This is a genomic window from Corynebacterium urealyticum DSM 7109 (assembly GCF_000069945.1).
In the GTDB taxonomy this organism is placed as follows: domain Bacteria; phylum Actinomycetota; class Actinomycetes; order Mycobacteriales; family Mycobacteriaceae; genus Corynebacterium; species Corynebacterium urealyticum.
The window spans coordinates 831,374-847,420 of the sequence record NC_010545.1 but is presented as its reverse complement, the minus strand read 5'-3'; the positions used below and the strand labels follow the sequence as shown (position 1 = coordinate 847,420).

At 67.0% G+C, this 16,047-nt stretch carries 14 protein-coding genes; 5 read left to right on the top strand and 9 right to left on the bottom strand.

What is annotated here, in order from left to right; genetic code table 11:
* Positions 1–6: 6 nt before the first annotated feature.
* From CU_RS03540 to rho, 4 genes are all read right to left on the bottom strand, one after another.
* Complete coding sequence (locus CU_RS03540) at positions 7–666, bottom strand: L-threonylcarbamoyladenylate synthase (RefSeq protein WP_012359958.1); 660 nt, start codon at positions 664–666, stop codon at positions 7–9.
* A gap of 101 nt (positions 667–767) precedes the next feature.
* Positions 768–1,766: a N5-glutamine methyltransferase family protein gene (locus tag CU_RS03535; RefSeq protein ID WP_012359957.1), complete on the bottom strand. Its 999-nt coding sequence runs from the start codon at positions 1,764–1,766 to the stop codon at positions 768–770.
* A complete protein-coding gene (gene prfA / locus CU_RS03530; RefSeq protein WP_012359956.1) occupies positions 1,767–2,882 on the bottom strand; it encodes a peptide chain release factor 1 in 1,116 nt (371 codons plus the stop codon).
* 62 nt (positions 2,883–2,944) lie between these two features.
* Positions 2,945–4,666 (bottom strand): transcription termination factor Rho, encoded by a 1,722-nt coding sequence (gene rho, locus CU_RS03525; protein ID WP_012359955.1) that lies wholly within the window; start codon positions 4,664–4,666, stop codon positions 2,945–2,947.
* Between the two features lie 539 nt (positions 4,667–5,205).
* Here rho and CU_RS03520 point away from each other — a divergent pair.
* The 4 genes from CU_RS03520 to mobA are packed head-to-tail and all read left to right on the top strand — an operon-like array spanning position 5,206 to position 10,038.
* Positions 5,206–6,975 carry a long-chain fatty-acid--CoA ligase gene (locus tag CU_RS03520; protein WP_012359953.1) on the top strand — a complete coding sequence of 590 codons (1,770 nt, stop codon included), beginning with the start codon at positions 5,206–5,208 and terminating at the stop codon, positions 6,973–6,975.
* A gap of 44 nt (positions 6,976–7,019) precedes the next feature.
* Complete coding sequence (gene moaA, locus CU_RS03515) at positions 7,020–8,063, top strand: GTP 3',8-cyclase MoaA (protein WP_231837747.1); 1,044 nt, start codon at positions 7,020–7,022, stop codon at positions 8,061–8,063.
* A gap of 1 nt (position 8,064) precedes the next feature.
* The gene (locus CU_RS03510; protein WP_012359951.1) at positions 8,065–9,354 is read left to right on the top strand and encodes a molybdopterin molybdotransferase MoeA; all 1,290 of its coding nucleotides are present in this window, start codon (positions 8,065–8,067) and stop codon (positions 9,352–9,354) included.
* 12 nt (positions 9,355–9,366) lie between these two features.
* Complete coding sequence (gene mobA, locus CU_RS03505) at positions 9,367–10,038, top strand: molybdenum cofactor guanylyltransferase (RefSeq protein WP_012359950.1); 672 nt, start codon at positions 9,367–9,369, stop codon at positions 10,036–10,038.
* A gap of 75 nt (positions 10,039–10,113) precedes the next feature.
* Here mobA and CU_RS03500 read toward each other — a convergent pair whose 3' ends face one another.
* Complete coding sequence (locus tag CU_RS03500) at positions 10,114–10,368, bottom strand: MoaD/ThiS family protein (RefSeq protein WP_173362308.1); 255 nt, start codon at positions 10,366–10,368, stop codon at positions 10,114–10,116.
* A 28-nt stretch (positions 10,369–10,396) separates the two neighbouring features.
* On the bottom strand, positions 10,397–10,966 hold the full coding sequence (locus CU_RS03495) for a molybdopterin-binding protein (RefSeq protein ID WP_012359948.1): 570 nt from the start codon (positions 10,964–10,966) through the stop codon (positions 10,397–10,399).
* Positions 10,967–11,141: 175 nt separating this feature from the next.
* Between CU_RS03495 and CU_RS03490 the strand changes: the two genes are divergently transcribed.
* Positions 11,142–12,194: a ThiF family adenylyltransferase gene (locus CU_RS03490; RefSeq protein ID WP_012359947.1), complete on the top strand. Its 1,053-nt coding sequence runs from the start codon at positions 11,142–11,144 to the stop codon at positions 12,192–12,194.
* Positions 12,195–12,209: 15 nt separating this feature from the next.
* Here the strand turns inward: CU_RS03490 and thrB are convergent, their stop codons facing one another.
* The 3 genes from thrB to lysA form a co-directional block, all read right to left on the bottom strand.
* Complete coding sequence (gene thrB / locus CU_RS03485) at positions 12,210–13,130, bottom strand: homoserine kinase (RefSeq protein WP_012359946.1); 921 nt, start codon at positions 13,128–13,130, stop codon at positions 12,210–12,212.
* A gap of 5 nt (positions 13,131–13,135) precedes the next feature.
* Positions 13,136–14,476: a homoserine dehydrogenase gene (locus CU_RS03480; RefSeq protein WP_012359945.1), complete on the bottom strand. Its 1,341-nt coding sequence runs from the start codon at positions 14,474–14,476 to the stop codon at positions 13,136–13,138.
* Between the two features lie 181 nt (positions 14,477–14,657).
* The gene (lysA, locus tag CU_RS03475; protein ID WP_012359944.1) at positions 14,658–16,046 is read right to left on the bottom strand and encodes a diaminopimelate decarboxylase; all 1,389 of its coding nucleotides are present in this window, start codon (positions 16,044–16,046) and stop codon (positions 14,658–14,660) included.
* Position 16,047 lies beyond the last annotated feature (1 nt).

Below are 16,047 nucleotides of genomic sequence, written 5' to 3'. Positions count from 1 at the left end.
CCACCTTTAGGACTTCGAGCGCAGCTCGCTGGCTGGCATCTGAAGCACCTCGCCGATCTGCTCGGCGCTGATCGCGCCCTCGCGCAGGATGCGTGGGCGGTGGCCAGCCAGGTCAACGATCGTCGATGGCTCCCCGATGGTCGCCTCCCCGCCGTCCAGGTACACCGCCACGGAGTCCCCGAGCTGATCCTCGGCCATTGCCACGGTGGTGGCTGGCGGCTGGCCGGAGACATTCGCGCTGGAGACAGCCATCGGCCCCGTGCGTTGCAGCAGGTCGATGGCGATCGGGTGGTTCGGCATCCGCAGCATCACGGTGCCACGGGTGTCCCCCAGGTTCCACGGCAGGCTCGGAGCCTGCGGCACGACCAGGGAAAGCCCACCGGGCCAAAACGCCTCGACCAGTCGACGCAGGTGCGCACTGAATTCCGCGACCAGCCCCTCGACGGTCTCCCAAGAACCGATCAGCACGGGCACCGGCATGTCCGGGCCGCGGTGCTTGGCCTGCAGCAGCGCCTCGACGGCGGCGTTATCGAAGGCATCGCAGCCGATGCCATAGAGCGTGTCCGTCGGCATGACGATCAACCGGCCGCCCTTCACCGCGTTCTCCGCTGTAACGATGGCGCCTTCCCGGTCTCCGGGGTTTGTCGCGTCTACTCGCTGGGCCATGTGCTTCCTTCTCCCTTACTTGGGAATTGTGCGATGTTCTCTTCTTCTAGAGTGTAGTGCCCCGCCCAGTGCTGCCCGCGCGGTGGCTGCTATTGGCGTGCCTACTTTGACGCCGCTTGCCCGACGACGAAGCGGTCTCGGCCAGCAAAGTCCTGTTTCTTTTCGACGTCGCTCAGGCCCGCTGCGATGAGGATCTCCCGGGTCTGATCCCCGGTGGCGTCGTCGTGTTCGACGGCGACCGGTGCTCCGGGGGCAGCGGCGCGGACAATCGCGGCGGCGACGTGGGGCATGAGCTCCAGGCCGTCGTCGCCGGAGAACACGGCGATCGCGGGGTCGGCCCCCGTCTCAACGTCCGTTCGGCTTCCGCGGGGAACGTAGGGCGGGTTCGCCACGACGAGCTGGGCGCGACCGGCAAGCCCCAGGGTGTCGAGAACTTCCAGGTCGCGGACGTCGCCCTCCACGAGGCGGACGTCCAGCTGCTCGCCGAGCAGACCTGCCCGGCGGAAATAGGCGAGATTCTCCTGGCCCAACTCCACGGCCGCCGGGTCCAGCTCGATGCCGGTCGCCTCAACCGTGCGCAGCCAGCGGTAGTCGGCGGAGCTAGCCGTAGCCTGCCCGCGGAGGAACTCGGTGAGCTGCGCTGCCAGCGCCAGGCCGATGGTGCCGGGGCCGGCGCACAGATCCACGATCCGCACGATCCCGTCTGCAGGGCGCAGGTCTGGCTCGGCGGCTGCGCGCTCTAGCCAGGAACGGATCCGCCCCAACGCGTACTCGGTGAGTAGCTCGGTTTCCGGTCGCGGGATGAAACCACGGGCATCGCTGAAGAGGTCGTAGCCGAAGAAGGGCGCGGCCCCCACGATGTGTTGCAGAGGCTCGCGGTGTGCCCGGCGAATCACCCAATCGGCGAAGATCGCTGGTTCCGGGTCGCCACCGGCTGAGAAGACCTCGGTCAGCCCGGCCGGGGTGCGCGGCGAGTCTGCGTTGCCCTCCCCGGCCAGGGCGTAGGCCATGAGCCAGCGGGCGTCGTTGAGCGGAGACGCCAGGCCGGCGTCGGAAAACTGCCGCGCAGCGGCGCGCACCGCCTCGCTGACGGTGGCCATTTAGGACTCGGCCTCGAGGCGCTCGATGCGCTCGGCTTCCTTCAGGGCCGCGAAGAGGGACTCCAGGTCCCCGTCCAGCACGGAATCCAGGTTATTGGCCTTGTAACCGATGCGGTGATCGGAGACGCGGGACTCCGGGAAGTTATAGGTGCGGATGCGCTCGGAGCGATCCATGGTGCGGATCTGTGCGGCACGCCCCTCGGCTGCTTCCGCCTCGGCTTCCTCTTCCTTCATCTGCTGTAGGCGCGCAGCCAGCACCTGCATCGCGCGGGCGCGGTTCTGGATCTGGGAGCGTTCCTTCTGACAGGTCACGACCACGCCGGTCGGCAGGTGGGTGATGCGGACTGCGGAGTCGGTGGTGTTCACGCCCTGGCCGCCCTTACCGGAGGAACGGTAGACGTCCACGCGGATGTCCTTCTCGTCGATCTCGACGTCCTCGACTTCGTCCGGCTCCGGGTAGACCAGCACACCGGCGGCGGAAGTCTGGATGCGGCCCTGGGACTCGGTCACAGGCACGCGCTGCACGCGGTGGACGCCGCCCTCGAACTTGAAGTCGGCCCATGCGCCGTCGCGGGAGGGCTGCTTGGAACGGATGGACATGGTCATGTCCTTGACCCCGCCCAGGTCGGTCTCGTTGAGTCCCAGGACCTCGGTGGCGAAGCCGTGGCGCTCCGCGTAGCGCTGGTACATGCGCGCCAACTCGCCAGCGAAGAGGGCTGCCTCCTCGCCACCGGCACCGGACTTGATCTCCATGATGATGTCGTCGCCGTTCTTGGGGTCCCGCGGGGCGAGCAGGTCGGTGAGCTTTTCCTGCAGCTCCTCGATCTCCGCCTCCAGGCGGGTGGCCTCCTCAGCGAACTCCGCATCCTCGCTCGCCATTTCGGCCGCAGCCTCGTGATCCTCCCGCGCGGTGTTCAGCCGCTCGTACGTCTGAATCACCGGCTGGAGCTCCTGGAAGCGCTTGCCGACTCGGCGCGCCGCCTTCGGGTCATTGTGCAGCTCCGGGTCCGCCAGCTGGGCTTCCAGCCCCTGGTACTCCGAGAGGATGTCATCCATCACCGACGGGGTGTGGTCGAGCGCCGAATCCTTGCTCGAGTCTTTGCCTGCCTTGGACATGCTTTTAGTCTCTTCCTAATAGTCCTGGTCCACTGGTCAATGCTAGCCGGTTGGCGTGCAGACTAGTCGTCCTCTTCATCCGCAAGCGGGGCGGAGCTGGCGATCTGAATCATGAAGTCGCGGTTCGTCTTGTTCTTCCGCAGCTGCTTGATCAGCAGATCGATCGCGGCCTGCGGATCCAGGGCGGAGAGGATGCGACGCAGCTTATGCATGACGCGGGCCTCATCCGGGCCGAGCAGCAGCTCGTCCTTACGAGTGCCGGACGGGTTGACGTCCACAGCCGGGAACACGCGACGCTCGGCGATCTTGCGGTCCAGCTTCAGCTCGGCGTTACCCGTGCCCTTGAACTCCTCGAAGATCACCGTGTCACCAGCGGAACCGGTCTCCACCATGGCGGTGGCGATGATGGTCAGGCTGCCACCGTGCTCGATGTTGCGCGCAGCACCCAGGAAGCGCTTCGGCGGGTACAGGGCGTTGGAGTCCACACCACCGGACAGGATGCGCCCGGAGGCCGGCGAGGAGTTGTTGTACGCACGGCCCAGTCGGGTGATGGAGTCCAGCAGGAGAACAACATCCTTGCCCTGCTCGACCAGGCGCTTCGCGCGCTCTACCGCGAGCTCCGCGACGGCGGTGTGCTCCTTCGGCGGGCGGTCGAACGTCGAGGCGATGACCTCGCCGTTGACGCTGCGCTGCATGTCCGTGACCTCCTCCGGCCGCTCGTCGACGAGGACGACCATGAGGTAGCACTCCGGGTTATTGGTGGAGATCGCGTTGGCGATGTCCTGCAGGATGGTGGTCTTACCAGCCTTCGGCGGGGAGACGATGAGCGCGCGCTGCCCCTTACCGATCGGCATGATCAGGTCGATCACGCGGGTGGTCAGCACCTTCGGGGTGGTCTCCAGGCGCAGTCGCTGGTTCGGGTACAGCGGGGTCAGCTTGGAGAAGTCCGGACGCTGCGCTGCCTGCTCCGGAGAAAGGCCGTTGACCGTCTCTACCGAGTGCAGCGGGGTGAACTTCTGGCGGTTGCGGCCGCGCCCACCGCCCTGCTTTGCATTCGGACGGATGGTGCCGACGATGGCGTCACCGTGACGCATACCGTACTTGCGCACCGTGTTGATCGGGACGTACACGTCCGTCGGTCCCGCGTGGTAGCCAGTGGTCCGAATGAAGGCGGTGTTGGCGTCGGCGAAGTCGAGGATGCCTGCGACCGGGGCCTCCTGCGGCTCCGGCTTGTGGTCCTGTTGCTCCTTGCGGTTCTCGCCACCATCCTCATGGTTGCCGCCGTCCCCGTGACCATTGTGGCGGTGCCCGTTGTTGCGGTCGTGGCCACGGTCTCCCCCACGACGGTTGCGACGGTTGCGGCGGTTACGACGCCGGCGTCCCTGGTGGTTATCGCCGCCATCGTTGTGACGGTTGTTGCGACGATCCTCCCGCTCATTGTTGCCCGAGTTCTGCTCCTCCTGCTGGCCGGAGTTGTTCTCTGGCTCCTTGGAGGATGCGTGTCCGTCCTGCTGCTCATCGCGACGGTCGGCCTGCTTGCCTTCTCCGCGCTCGTTGCGCTCGCTGCGCTGCTCAGCCTTCTTCTCGGCCTTCTGTTCGGGCCGGTCGCTTGCTACAGCGCCGCCACCCTTGCCGGCGTTCTCGATGGCTGCCACGAGGTCTCCTTTACGCAGTTTCGACGTTCCCTTAAGCCCCTGGGCCGCTGCAACCTGCCGCAGCTCGGCCAGCTTGAGGGAAGCCAGCCCATTGGCCTGACCCCGCTCGATGATGTCGGACAAGCTCACGAAAGTCCTTTCCGTCGCACAGCACCCTTGGTCGACACCGGCCAGGACTATTGACCAGTGCATCTCACGCGCTGCGCAGAATTTGCATTGATTTCTTGGCCGACGACACACGCCGGCCCAGGTGGCAGCCACTCAACAGATGCGCCAAGCAGGCAACAACCCGGAATTATTCTTGAGTATTAAAGAAATTGCCCTCACACGATCCCGCACGTCTGGCGGACGCCCACTATCTGGGGCCGACCGGGAATCGCGGTGGCGGTGCGGCTGCCACGGGGCCACTAACAACCCGGCCCACGAAGCGGCGCTGGCGATTGAACGCCCCACACCATGGAATCCTCCTTTGGCCCCGGCTGTTCGCACGGTGCCCTCGAAGCAGCTGCAAGTGTAACACCCGGCGATAGCTCACACACTTTTAAACCCCGGCTTGAGTCACGGGTCCTTTTGGCCGGGGCGCATCAATATCGGCCGAGTCGCCGGGTTGGTGAGCTGGTGGCGTCATAAAGAAAAGGAACACCCAACCGCGGGCTAAGGTGGACAGCATGGAATCTACGATGCAGGAACGCCCCTTTTCCGTATCGCAAATCTTGACCTACGGCGCCAATGCGCACCGCAACAGCACGGTGACCACTTACCTGGGAATCGAGCCTGAGGTCGCGACGTTCAAGGAAATCGGGGCGCGTGTGGCCGCGCTCGCCCACGCGCTGGCCGAGGATTTCGGTATCCGCATCGGCGACCGGGTGGCAACCCTGATGGTCAACCGCACCGAGCACCTCGAAGTGCTGCTGGCTGCCCCGTCGATGGGCGCGGTCTTCCAGCCTCTGAACCGGCAGCTCGCCGACGACCAGGTCATCCACGCCATCAACCACGCCGAGGACCGCGTCATCGTGTGCGACGCGGTGGACGCCGACCGCCTGGTCGAAATGCTCCCGCACTGCCCCACCGTGGAGGGGGTGGTCCTCGTCGGGGCCAGCCCCGCGGATATCACCCGAATCCAGGACCGGATCACCCTCACCTTCGCCGAGGCTGACCCCGATCGCCAGGTCCACGTGGCCGACTACGAGTCGCTGCTCGATGAACGGCCCGCGATCTACGACTGGCCGGATCTGCCGGAAACCGCACCGGCAGCACTGTGCTACTCCACCGGCACGGCCGGGGCGCCGAAGGGCGTGGTGTACTCGCATCGCTCCCTGTGGCTGCACTCCTTGGGGCTGCGCACGGCCGATAGCTTCGGCATCCAGAACGACACCCCATTCCTCCTGGGAGTGCCGATCTATCACGTCTTGAGCTGGGGCGTTCCGCTGGCCGCGTTCATGTCCGGCGCACCGATGGTGATGACCGGGCACACCACGGACCCCGAGCACCTCGCCCACGTCATCGAGGACGCCATGCCCCGCCAGGCGCACGGAGCCTCGGCGGTGTGGATGAGCCTGATCGTCCACTACGAGAAGACCCCGCCGCGGCGCATGAGCCTGCAGACGATCTACTCCGGCGGCTCGCAGGTTCCCCCGGCGCTCATCGATGCCTGGGAGGCCCGCTACGGCGTGGACATGATCCACTGCTGGGGAATGACGGAAACCTCGCCGATCGGCACGGTCGCGCACCCGCCCGCCGGTGTTGCCGGCCAAGCACGCGCCGCCTACCGCTACTCCCAGGGTCGCTTCCCCGTGGGGCTGGAATACCGCATCGTCAACGACGCCGGCCGCGCCCTAGAGTCCCACGACCGCAACGCCGGCGAGCTGCAGGTTCGCGGGAATACCGTGGCCGCCAGCTACTACGAGTCCCCCAGCCAGACGGGCGACGGCGCCGCCAGCGTCTTCCGGGGCGAGGCGGTGGACGATGGCTCCAGCCGCTTCACTGTCGACGGCTGGCTGCGCACGGGTGATATCGCCACCGTGACCCAGGACGGTTTCCTCGTCATCCACGACCGGAAGAACGACGTGATCCGCTCGGGTGGCGAGTGGATCTACTCCGCCTCCCTGGAGAATTACCTGCTGGCCTATCCCGGGGTGAACGAGGCGGCGGTCATCGGCATCCCGGACGATAAATGGGGCCAGCGACCCCTGGCCGTCGTCGTCCTGGCCGCGGGCTACGAACCAACGGAGGAGACCGCGACGGATATCCGCAACTCCCTGCTGCCGCAGGTTCCCGCGTGGATGGCCCCGGAGAACTTCTGTTTCGTGGAGAACATCGAGCGCACGAGCGTGGAGAAGTTCGACAAGAAGGAGCTGCGCCGGCTGATGCGCCGTGGCGAGTTGGAGATCATGACCCTGCCGGACCCCGACGAAGAAGCCGAGTTCGGCGAGGACTAGTGGCTGCTACGGGCGTTGACAGTCCCACTAGAATGAGCCCCACGATGACTCACAATTCCTCTGCTCCCCGCCCCCGCCAGCTGGTCGATTCCTTCGGCCGGGTGGCTCGGGATCTGCGGGTCAGCCTCACTGATCGCTGCAACCTGCGCTGCACGTATTGCATGCCGGCTGATGGCCTGGAATGGCTGCCCACGGAGCACTCGTTGAGCGATGCGGAGGTCATTCGCCTGGTGCGCATCGGCGTGGAGACGCTGGGCATCCGGGCGGTTCGTTTCACCGGTGGCGAGCCGCTTCTGCGCAAGTCCCTGGAGGGGCTGGTGGCGGCCACCGCCGAGCTGCGCACAGATGAGGGTGAGGCGCCGGGCATCGCCATCACGACGAATGCGCTCGGTCTGGACAAGCGGGCAGCCGGGCTTAAGGCAGCTGGCTTGAGCCGCATCAATATCTCGCTCGACACCACGGATCCGCAGACCTTCGCGGCGCTCAGCCGGCGGGATCGGCACGAGGATGTCCTCCGCGGCATCGACGCCGCGCTGGCGACCGGTTTGAACCCTGTGAAAATCAACTCGGTCGTCCTCCCCGGCGAAAACGAGGACTCGGCCGCGGATTTGGTGCGCTTCTGCCTGAGAAAGGGTCTGCAGCTACGTTTCATCGAGCAGATGCCGTTGGGACCGCGCGGCCAGTGGACCCGGGAGGGCATGGTGACGGCCGCTGCTCTCCTGGAGCGGTTGGCGACCGAGTTCACCCTCACTCCTGCAGAAGAGCCTCGCGGCTCCGCGCCCGCTGCACTATGGGATATCACCGACGGGGAGTACTCCGGGCAGGTGGGCATCATCGCGAGCGTCACCCACCCCTTCTGCGGGGCGTGCGACCGCACCCGACTGACCACCGACGGGGCGATCCGCTCCTGCCTATTCTCCAAGGCCGCCGACGAGGTCTCCCTACGGGACATGATGCGGCAGGGCGCAAGCGACGAGGAGCTCGCGGATGCGTGGGCCGGTGCGATGGCGCGCAAGAAGCCGGGACACGGCATCGATGATCCCGGCTTCCTCCAACCGGAGCGCACCATGAGCAAGATCGGCGGCTAACGTGGCAGATCTAACTTCCATCGCCCAGCACCGCGCTCGAGTGCTCGCACTGGCCCGGCCGAAAGTCTGCCAGAGTGTACCGCTCGACCGGGCTTATGGCCACGTGCTGGCGGGCGATGCCCGCGCCATACTGGCGAATCCAATCTTCGATAACTCCGCGATGGATGGCTTCGCGCTGCACGCGGCGGATGTCACCGATCCCGGCCCCTGGGTGCTGCCGGTGGCCGGTGATATCCCCGCCGGCGCCCCGCGCATCACGTGCCCTCCCGGCCACGCGGTCCGGGTTATGACGGGTGCCCCGGTGCCACCGGGAGAGGACATCCTCGTCGTTCCTGTGGAACAGACTTCCGTCCCCGCCGGGCCGCAGACCCTGCCCGAGCAAATCACGGTGCGCACGGTGGATGTAAACCGCAGCCACATCCGCCTTGCCGGGGGCAAGCACGCCGCCGGGGTGGTTGTGGCAGCAGCGGGCATGCGGGTGGATGCGGGCACGCTCGCCGCGCTGACCTCGGCGGGGGTTCAGGCCGTGGATGTATATGCCCGGCCCACGGTGGCGGTGATCTCCACCGGGGACGAGCTGGTGCCCTGGCCGGATCTACCGGGTGCCTCCCAGCTGCCGGATTCCAACCTGCCGATGATCGCCGCGCTGGCCGCGGAGCATGGGGCAGCTGAGGTGCGAAGGTTCCACAGTGGGGATCGCGGCAGGGGTTTGGCGGAGCTGCTGGACGAGGCGAGTGCGTGCGACGTGATCGTGACCACCGGCGGGATCAGCGCAGGGGCCTTCGACGTGGTGCGGGAGGTGGTGGCCCCTCGCGAAGGGTCGTGGTTCGGCCCGGTCGCGCAGCGCCCCGGCACCCCACAGGGGGTGGCCTCCTGGGGTGAAGCCACGCTGGTCTGCCTGCCGGGGAACCCCGTGGCGGCTTATGTGTCTTTCCTGCTTTACGTGGCCCCGCTGCTCGCGGTGCTGGGCACGGGTAACCGGGCGGCCCAGGCGTTTCGGCCAATCCGGGCGGTCGCCGGACCTGGATTCGCTGCCCCGCGAAAGGGCCGCTCACTGGTCGTTCCCGTCCGCCTAACCGAGGGGGACGGTGCCCCGGTCGCAGTACCGTTTTCCACTGGCGCTCATAATTCCAGCGACGTCACCGCGCTGACCGGCATCGATGGCTTCACGGTCATCGAGCCCGTTGTCGATGCTGCTGCAGACGGCACGGCGGGGGTCGCAGCCCCAGGCGAAGGGGAACCGTTGCTCGTCTATCTGCTCGGCCGCTGCAACGCCGGGCAGTGGCTCTAGGCATGGTCGAGAATGTCGGCCCCTCACGACGCCAGCGAGCCCACCAGCGTGCGCCCCGGCGCGCGCTCCACCTTGCCGGATGACGTGCTTGCCAACCTTGGCATCGTGGTGTTGGCGGGCGGAAGATCAACCCGCATGGGGGCTGATAAGGCCCAGGTCACAGTGGATGGGCGCAGGCTCATCGACCGGCTGTGGGAGTCCCTCCCCTCCCACTGCCCGCGGGTGGCCGTGGCCCCAAAGAATCTGGGGGTGCCGACGGTCAGCGAAACCCCTCCCTTCGGTGGGCCAGTGGCGGGCATTGCCGCGGGGCTAAAAGAGCTGGATACCGAATGGGTGGCGGTATTGGCCGTCGACGCCCCTGGCTCTGCCGCGCTCCTGCCCCAGCTCGCCGAGGCCATTGGCGCGGCGGACTGCGCGGTGGTGGTCAACGCCGAGGGTTTCAACGAGCCGCTGTGCGCTCTCTGGCGCCGGGCCAGTCTCATCGCGGCAATAGCGGAGACCGGAGCTCGGGAGGTGCCTGCTGGCTCGCTGCTGCGGGCCACTGGGCGGGTTGTGCGGGTGCCGGGAACAGGCGCGGAGCGAGACTTCGACACCCCGGCGCAACTCGCGGAGCTGGGTGACGTCGAACTGGGTGGGACTGGGCTGGGTGATCAAGCCGGGTTCGGCGACGTCGGACGTGAATGACGTCGGACTGAGTCAGGCTGGGGTGGGCTCATCCGCGCAGCCGGGCGCGGCCGACACCGAGCGCCGAATAAGCCCCTATCCCCCGGCGAAGGGTGGCAAGACGTCCACGCGCTGAGCGCCATCAAGCACGAATGCGCGCTCGGCCCGCTGGCCATCGACGAGGAAGGTGCAGCGTTCCAGGATGTCGGCAAGGCTCAACCCAGAGTCCGTGCGACCGGTATGCCGCGCTGCCGCATCGTCGAGCAGCTCGCCGAGGGTGTCGAAGCCCTCACTGGTTTCCTCGCTGACCCCAGTGGCGGCGCGGGCGGCGGCAAAGTAGTGGATACGCATGTGCACCATGCTAGCCCGTTCTTAGGCGCTATCGGATCCAGCCCGAAATGCTGGGCCAGACCGCCAGGATGACCTTCAGACAGTCCCGCATTCCGCCCGAGGACGAGGAGGCGTTGACCACCAATGTGCCGCCCGGCTCCCGGGAGGTCAGCCCGATCACGCCGCGCGACATCGAGGCCTTGGGCGTATTCTTCAGCCCCTCCACGAGTACCTGGGTTTCCACGGTCTCCAGCCGGGTGGAGATGACCTTGAGTGTTTCTTCCGGGGTGAGGTTCCGCGGCCCCAGCCCCGTTCCACCGCAGGTCAGCAGCAATGTCACCCCATCAGCGATGCCTCGTTCGAGCTCTTTCCGGATGGGCTCGGCGCCCTCGGGCACGACGAGCAGGTCGGTGACGCTGAACCCGGCCTCCTGCAGAATCGCCGCTGCGTCCTGCCCGATTGTGTTCTCCCGCTCCCCGCCGGCGATGCGGTCGGAGACGACGACGATCTTCGCGCTCTTGCGGTGGGCCGTATCATCGCGCGAGTCGGCGATCTTGCGCTGGGTCGTATCAGCGCTCTTGCGCTGTGCTGCGTTGTTGTGTTGGTCTGTGCCGCTCATCTGCGCTCCTCAAGTTCTTCTCGACGCCGCCTGCACGAGCCGCAAGAACCAATGCTTTCTGCGGTGTCGCGACGGGCTACCGGGTCCCATTTTAGGGCTACAGTGGAAGGTCGCCTGCGGGGTATAAATCCTCGCGAGCACAAGCCCGCACATTATCCCCCAAGGAGCATGAAGATTGTCCTCGCACCCCGTCGACGCTGCAGGCTCAGCAAGCGCCAGCAAGCGCTATAGCCGCCAGGTCACCCTCATGGGCCCACAGGCCCAGGAGAAGCTGGCTGCCTCGCGGGTCGCAGTGATCGGAGCCGGTGGGCTGGGTTCCCCCGCGCTGCTGTACCTCGCGGCAGCGGGTGTTGGTCGGATCACCCTCATCGACGACGACACCGTGGAGCTCACCAACCTGCACCGCCAGGTGATCCATAGCTCCACCGCCGCCGCGACGGGTGAGTCGAAGGCTCATTCCGCCCGCGCGCGGATGACGGAGCTCAACCCCGATGTCCACATCGATCCGGTCGTCGAGCGACTGACCTGGGAGAACGCGCTGACATTCCTGGAGGGCGCGGACCTCGTCCTCGACGGCACCGATAACTTCGACACCCGGCACGTCGCCAGTCACGCGGCTGCCCGGCTGGGCATCCCGCACGTCTGGGCCTCGATCCTGGGCTATCAAGCGCAGCTATCGGTGTTCTGGGCTGGTCATGGGCCGATCTACGAGGACCTCTTCCCCACCCCGCCCGCGCCGGGTGCAGTGCCCTCCTGCTCGCAGGCGGGTGTCCTGGGCCCGCTGGTGGGCATCGTGGGTTCAGCGATGGCCCTGGAGGCCATCAAGCTCATCACAGGTGTGGGCCGCCCACTGCTCGGCCGGCTCGCTTATTACGACAGCCTGACCGCGAGCTGGGAGGAGATCCCGGTGGCAGCCAACCCGGCGGTGACCGAGCAGGTGCGCACGGGCACGCCCCCGCATGGTCCGGTGGAGGTCACCGAGGTTCCCCCGGGGAGCACGATCATCGACGTGCGAGAGCCCAAAGAGTTCGCGGAATTCCACCTGCCCGGGGCGATCAATGTACCGCTGGCCGAGATCTTGGGCGGCTACACCCCGCCGGAGGTGGAAAACGGGGCGGTCGTGGTCTGCGCGCGCGGGGCTCGTTCCGCCCACGCGGTGGATGCGCTGGAGCGACGCGGCATCACGGGGCTGGCCAGCCTGCGCGGCGGCCTCGCCCGCTTCCGCTAGTTCGCGGTCAGCCGCTTAGGCGTCCTCGACGGTCACCGGCCCGGCTACCGTCAGTTCTTCGACCCGGATGCCACGATCGCGGGCCTCCTGCAGGAGCGCCTCCTCCACCGGCTCGGTGGACAGCACCAGCACGGTCGGACCCGCCCCGGAGAGGAACGCCGGGTAGCCCTGGTTGCGCAGGCGGTTGACCCACTCGGAGGAGATCGGCAGCACCTCGGCGCGGAATGGCTGGTGCATCCGGTCCCGGGTACCCTCCCACAGCAGGCTCGGGTCCTTGGACAGAGCAACGAGCAGCACGCCGGTGCGGGACACGTTGAAGCGGGCGTCCAGGTGCGGAATATCGCTCGGCAACACGCGACGCACAGCCTCGGTGGAGGCGTGGGAATTCGGAATCAGCGCGGTGGCGCGAATATCCGGGTGCACCGTGACCGGGGAGGCGTGGTACGTCGGCTCGGTGCCGTCGACCGGGATGTTCGTCCAGGACACGACAGCGCTGCCGAGGACGGAAGCCGCGACGTTATCCGGGTGCCCCTCGAAGGTCGAGGCGAGCTGGATGATCGTGTCCGTGTCCAGGACATCCCCGGCCAGCGCATTGGCCGCCACCACGCCCGAGACCGCGGCGGCGGCAGAGGAACCCAGGCCACGGGACTGCGGGATGGAGTTATTGCAGCGCACCCGCAGGCCACGGGCGATAACATCCGCCTTCTTCAACCCGGCACGGATCGCGCGGACGACCAGGTGTCGCTCGTCCAGCGGCACCTCGCCCTGCCCCTCGCCGGTGACCTCCACCTCGAGGCCGGAGTCGATGACCTCGACCTCGACATGGTCGTAGATGCTCAAGGCCAGACCCAGCGAGTCGAATCCGGGGCCCAGGTTCGCGGAAGAACCCGGAACCTTGACCCGAACCTTGCGGCCGACGGGGATCTCAGTCGCCATTGCTGTTACTTACCTTCCATACGGATGACGGAGTGGACCTCGCGGACGGCGTCGAGCTCGTTGAGCGTGGCGACCGTCTCCTCCAGGTCCTTCTCGGTGGCGCTGTGGGTCACGACGACGAGGCGGGCGCCCAGGTCGTCCTTGTTCTCCTGGCGCACCGTCTTCAGGGAGACGTTGTGCTTAGAGAAGGCGTTGGAGATCTCGGCGAGCACGCCCACACGATCCTCCACCAGCATGTCAACGTGGTACCGGGTCACGACGTCTCCAAAATCAGCGATCGGAAGGGCGGCGTAGGTGGACTCGCGCGGACCGCGGCCACCGTGGATGATGTTGCGGGCCACGGCGACGACGTCGCCGAGGACGGCGGAGGCGGTCGGGCCACCGCCGGCGCCGTTGCCGTAGAACATCAGGCGACCGGCAGACTCGGCCTCGACGAAGATGGCGTTATAGGACTCGGAGACGCTGGCCAGCGGGTGGGACAGCGGGACGAGCGCCGGGTAGACGCGGGCGGACACACCTGGGGTGCCGTCGGCCTGGGTGACGCGGTCGCACAGGGCGAGCAGCTTGATGGTGCAGCCTGCGGCGCGGGCGGCCTCGATGTCCTGGGTGGTGATGTTACGGATTCCCTCGGTGTGGACGTCCTCGCTGGAGACGCGGGAGTGGAAGGCCAGGGATGCCAGGATCGCAGCCTTGGAGGCTGCATCGTGGCCATCGACGTCCGCGGACGGGTCGGCCTCGGCGTAGCCCAGCTCGGTGGCCTCGGCGAGCATCTCGTCATAGCTGGCCCCACGCTCATACATGGCGTCGAGGATGTAGTTGGTGGTGCCGTTGACGATGCCCATGACGGACTCAATCTTGTCGCCAGCCAGGGATCGCAGCAGCGGGCCGACGACCGGGATGGCCGCGGCGACGGCTGCCTCGAAGAAGAGGTCAGCGCCGGTGGACTCGGCGGCCTCGGAAAGCTCGCCGGAGTGGGCGGCGATGAGGGCCTTGTTCGCCGTGACCACGGACTTGCCGGCCTTCAGGGCCGCGTTGACGACCTGGCGTGGGTAGTCGATGCCGCCGATGACCTCGATGACCAGGTCGATGTCCTCGCGCTGCACCAGGGAGAGCGCGTCGTCCGTCAGCAGCTCGGGGTCGACCCCCTCGCGCGGGCGGGACAGATCGGAGACCGCAACACCGCGGACCTCCAGCGGCCCGCCGATACGGGCCGCGAACTCGTCGGCACGCTCGTTGAGCAGTCGGTAAACCTCAGCACCGACTGTGCCCATGCCCAGCAGTGCAACACCAATAGTGGCGTCGAGTCCTTTACCCGGGCGGATGGTGGGCGCCGATGCGTCAGTCATGAATATTCTCCCAATGTTGTTGTTGGTTTTGCGCTCGCCTTTGGTGGCGTCGGCTAGCCATTCTAGCGAGCGACAGTAGGCCAAGCTGTTATTCGCTTAGGTCAGAGGTTAACCCACATAGACCAAGCTGTCTAGTTTTATGTTTCACGGGTGTGCCCGGCGTTACCGGGGCAGACCTTCCCTAGCCCTCGAGGGCCAAAATATCCTCCAGGCGCTCCCGGCGAATCATCACCCGGTCCTGGCCATCAGCCACGGTAATCACCGGCGGGCGCAGGAACATGTTGTAGCGGGAGGACATCGAGTAGCAGTACGCCCCCGTAGCCGCGATGGCCAACAGGTCGCCCGGCGCGACGTCGTCGGGAACCGGGACATCGTTGATCAGAATGTCGCCGGACTCGCAGTGGGAACCGACGATACGGGTCGGGACGAGCGTGCCGGAGACCTCACGGTTGACCACCCGGACGTCGTACTCCGCCTGATAGAGGGCCGGGCGAATGTTATCGCTCATCCCGCCGTCGACGGAGACGTACCGGCGCACAGTGTGGTCGCTGGTCTCGACGTCCTTGACGGTGCCGACCCGGTAAATGGTCACCATGGCCGGGCCTGCGATCGCGCGCCCCGGCTCGACGTTGACGATCGGGGTCGGCACGCCCGCTTCTTCGGCCGCCTCGGCGACCTTCGCGAGCAGGTTGCGTGCCACGGAGGCCACGTCAAGCGCCTCCTGGTCCGGGGTATACGCGATGCCATAGCCGCCGCCCAGGTCGAGGACGTTGAAATCCGCCCCCGTGGCTTCGTGGGATAGCAGCTGCTTCCACAGGCCCAGCAGGCGCTCGGCGGCGAGCACGAAGCCGTCGGCATCGAAAACCTGGGAGCCGACGTGGCAGTGCAGGCCGCGCAGCACCAGGCCATCAGCGGCGAGGCACTCCTCGGCCGCCTGCTTGGCCTTGCCGGAGGCCAGGGAGAAGCCGAACTTCTGGTCCTCGTGGGAGGTCGCGATGAACTCGTGGGTATCGACGTGCACGCCCGGGGTCACGCGCACCAGGACGTCCTGGGTGGTGCCCAGGTCGCGGGCCACGCGGGACAGTTCGGCGATCTCCTGCAGCGAGTCGATCACGATGAGCTCCACGCCCGCCTCGACGGCGGCACGCAGGAACTCTTCATTCTTGTTATTGCCGTGCACCGTGATGCGCTCGGCCGGGAAGTCGGCGTGCAGGGCGATGCGCAGCTCGCCGAGGCTCGCGACGTCCAGGCTCAGCCCCTCCTCAGCCACCCAGCGGCACACAGCCGTGGAGATGAAGGCCTTGGAGGCGTAGTGCACGCGCTCTCCCCCGCCGAAGGCTTCCGCCATCTCCCGACAGCGGGAGCGGAAGTCGGCCTCGTCCATGACGAAGCTCGGGGTGCCATGTGTGGCGGCGAGCTCGGGCAGGCTCACGCCGCCGATCGCCACCTCCCCGTTCTCTGCCCGGCGCGTGGTGCGTGGGAAGACGTGGGCCGGGATGAGGTTGAATTCCTCGGTGGTGGCGGTGCGCCGGCGCAGTGGTGTGGGTTGTTGTGCTGTGACCGGATCCATA

Bases quoted from the DNA above. Each gene is read 5' to 3' on its own strand.
- CU_RS03540 (WP_012359958.1), bottom strand. From the start codon at position 666: ATGGCCCAGCGAGTAGACGCGACAAACCCCGGAGACCGGGAAGGCGCC.
- CU_RS03535 (WP_012359957.1), bottom strand. From the start codon at position 1,766: ATGGCCACCGTCAGCGAGGCGGTGCGCGCCGCTGCGCGGCAGTTTTCC.
- prfA (WP_012359956.1), bottom strand. From the start codon at position 2,882: ATGTCCAAGGCAGGCAAAGACTCGAGCAAGGATTCGGCGCTCGACCAC.
- CU_RS03520 (WP_012359953.1), top strand. From the start codon at position 5,206: ATGGAATCTACGATGCAGGAACGCCCCTTTTCCGTATCGCAAATCTTG.
- moaA (WP_231837747.1), top strand. From the start codon at position 7,020: ATGACTCACAATTCCTCTGCTCCCCGCCCCCGCCAGCTGGTCGATTCC.
- mobA (WP_012359950.1), top strand. From the start codon at position 9,367: ATGTCGGCCCCTCACGACGCCAGCGAGCCCACCAGCGTGCGCCCCGGC.
- CU_RS03500 (WP_173362308.1), bottom strand. From the start codon at position 10,368: ATGCGTATCCACTACTTTGCCGCCGCCCGCGCCGCCACTGGGGTCAGC.
- CU_RS03495 (WP_012359948.1), bottom strand. From the start codon at position 10,966: ATGAGCGGCACAGACCAACACAACAACGCAGCACAGCGCAAGAGCGCT.
- thrB (WP_012359946.1), bottom strand. From the start codon at position 13,130: ATGGCGACTGAGATCCCCGTCGGCCGCAAGGTTCGGGTCAAGGTTCCG.
- CU_RS03480 (WP_012359945.1), bottom strand. From the start codon at position 14,476: ATGACTGACGCATCGGCGCCCACCATCCGCCCGGGTAAAGGACTCGAC.
- lysA (WP_012359944.1), bottom strand. From the start codon at position 16,046: ATGGATCCGGTCACAGCACAACAACCCACACCACTGCGCCGGCGCACC.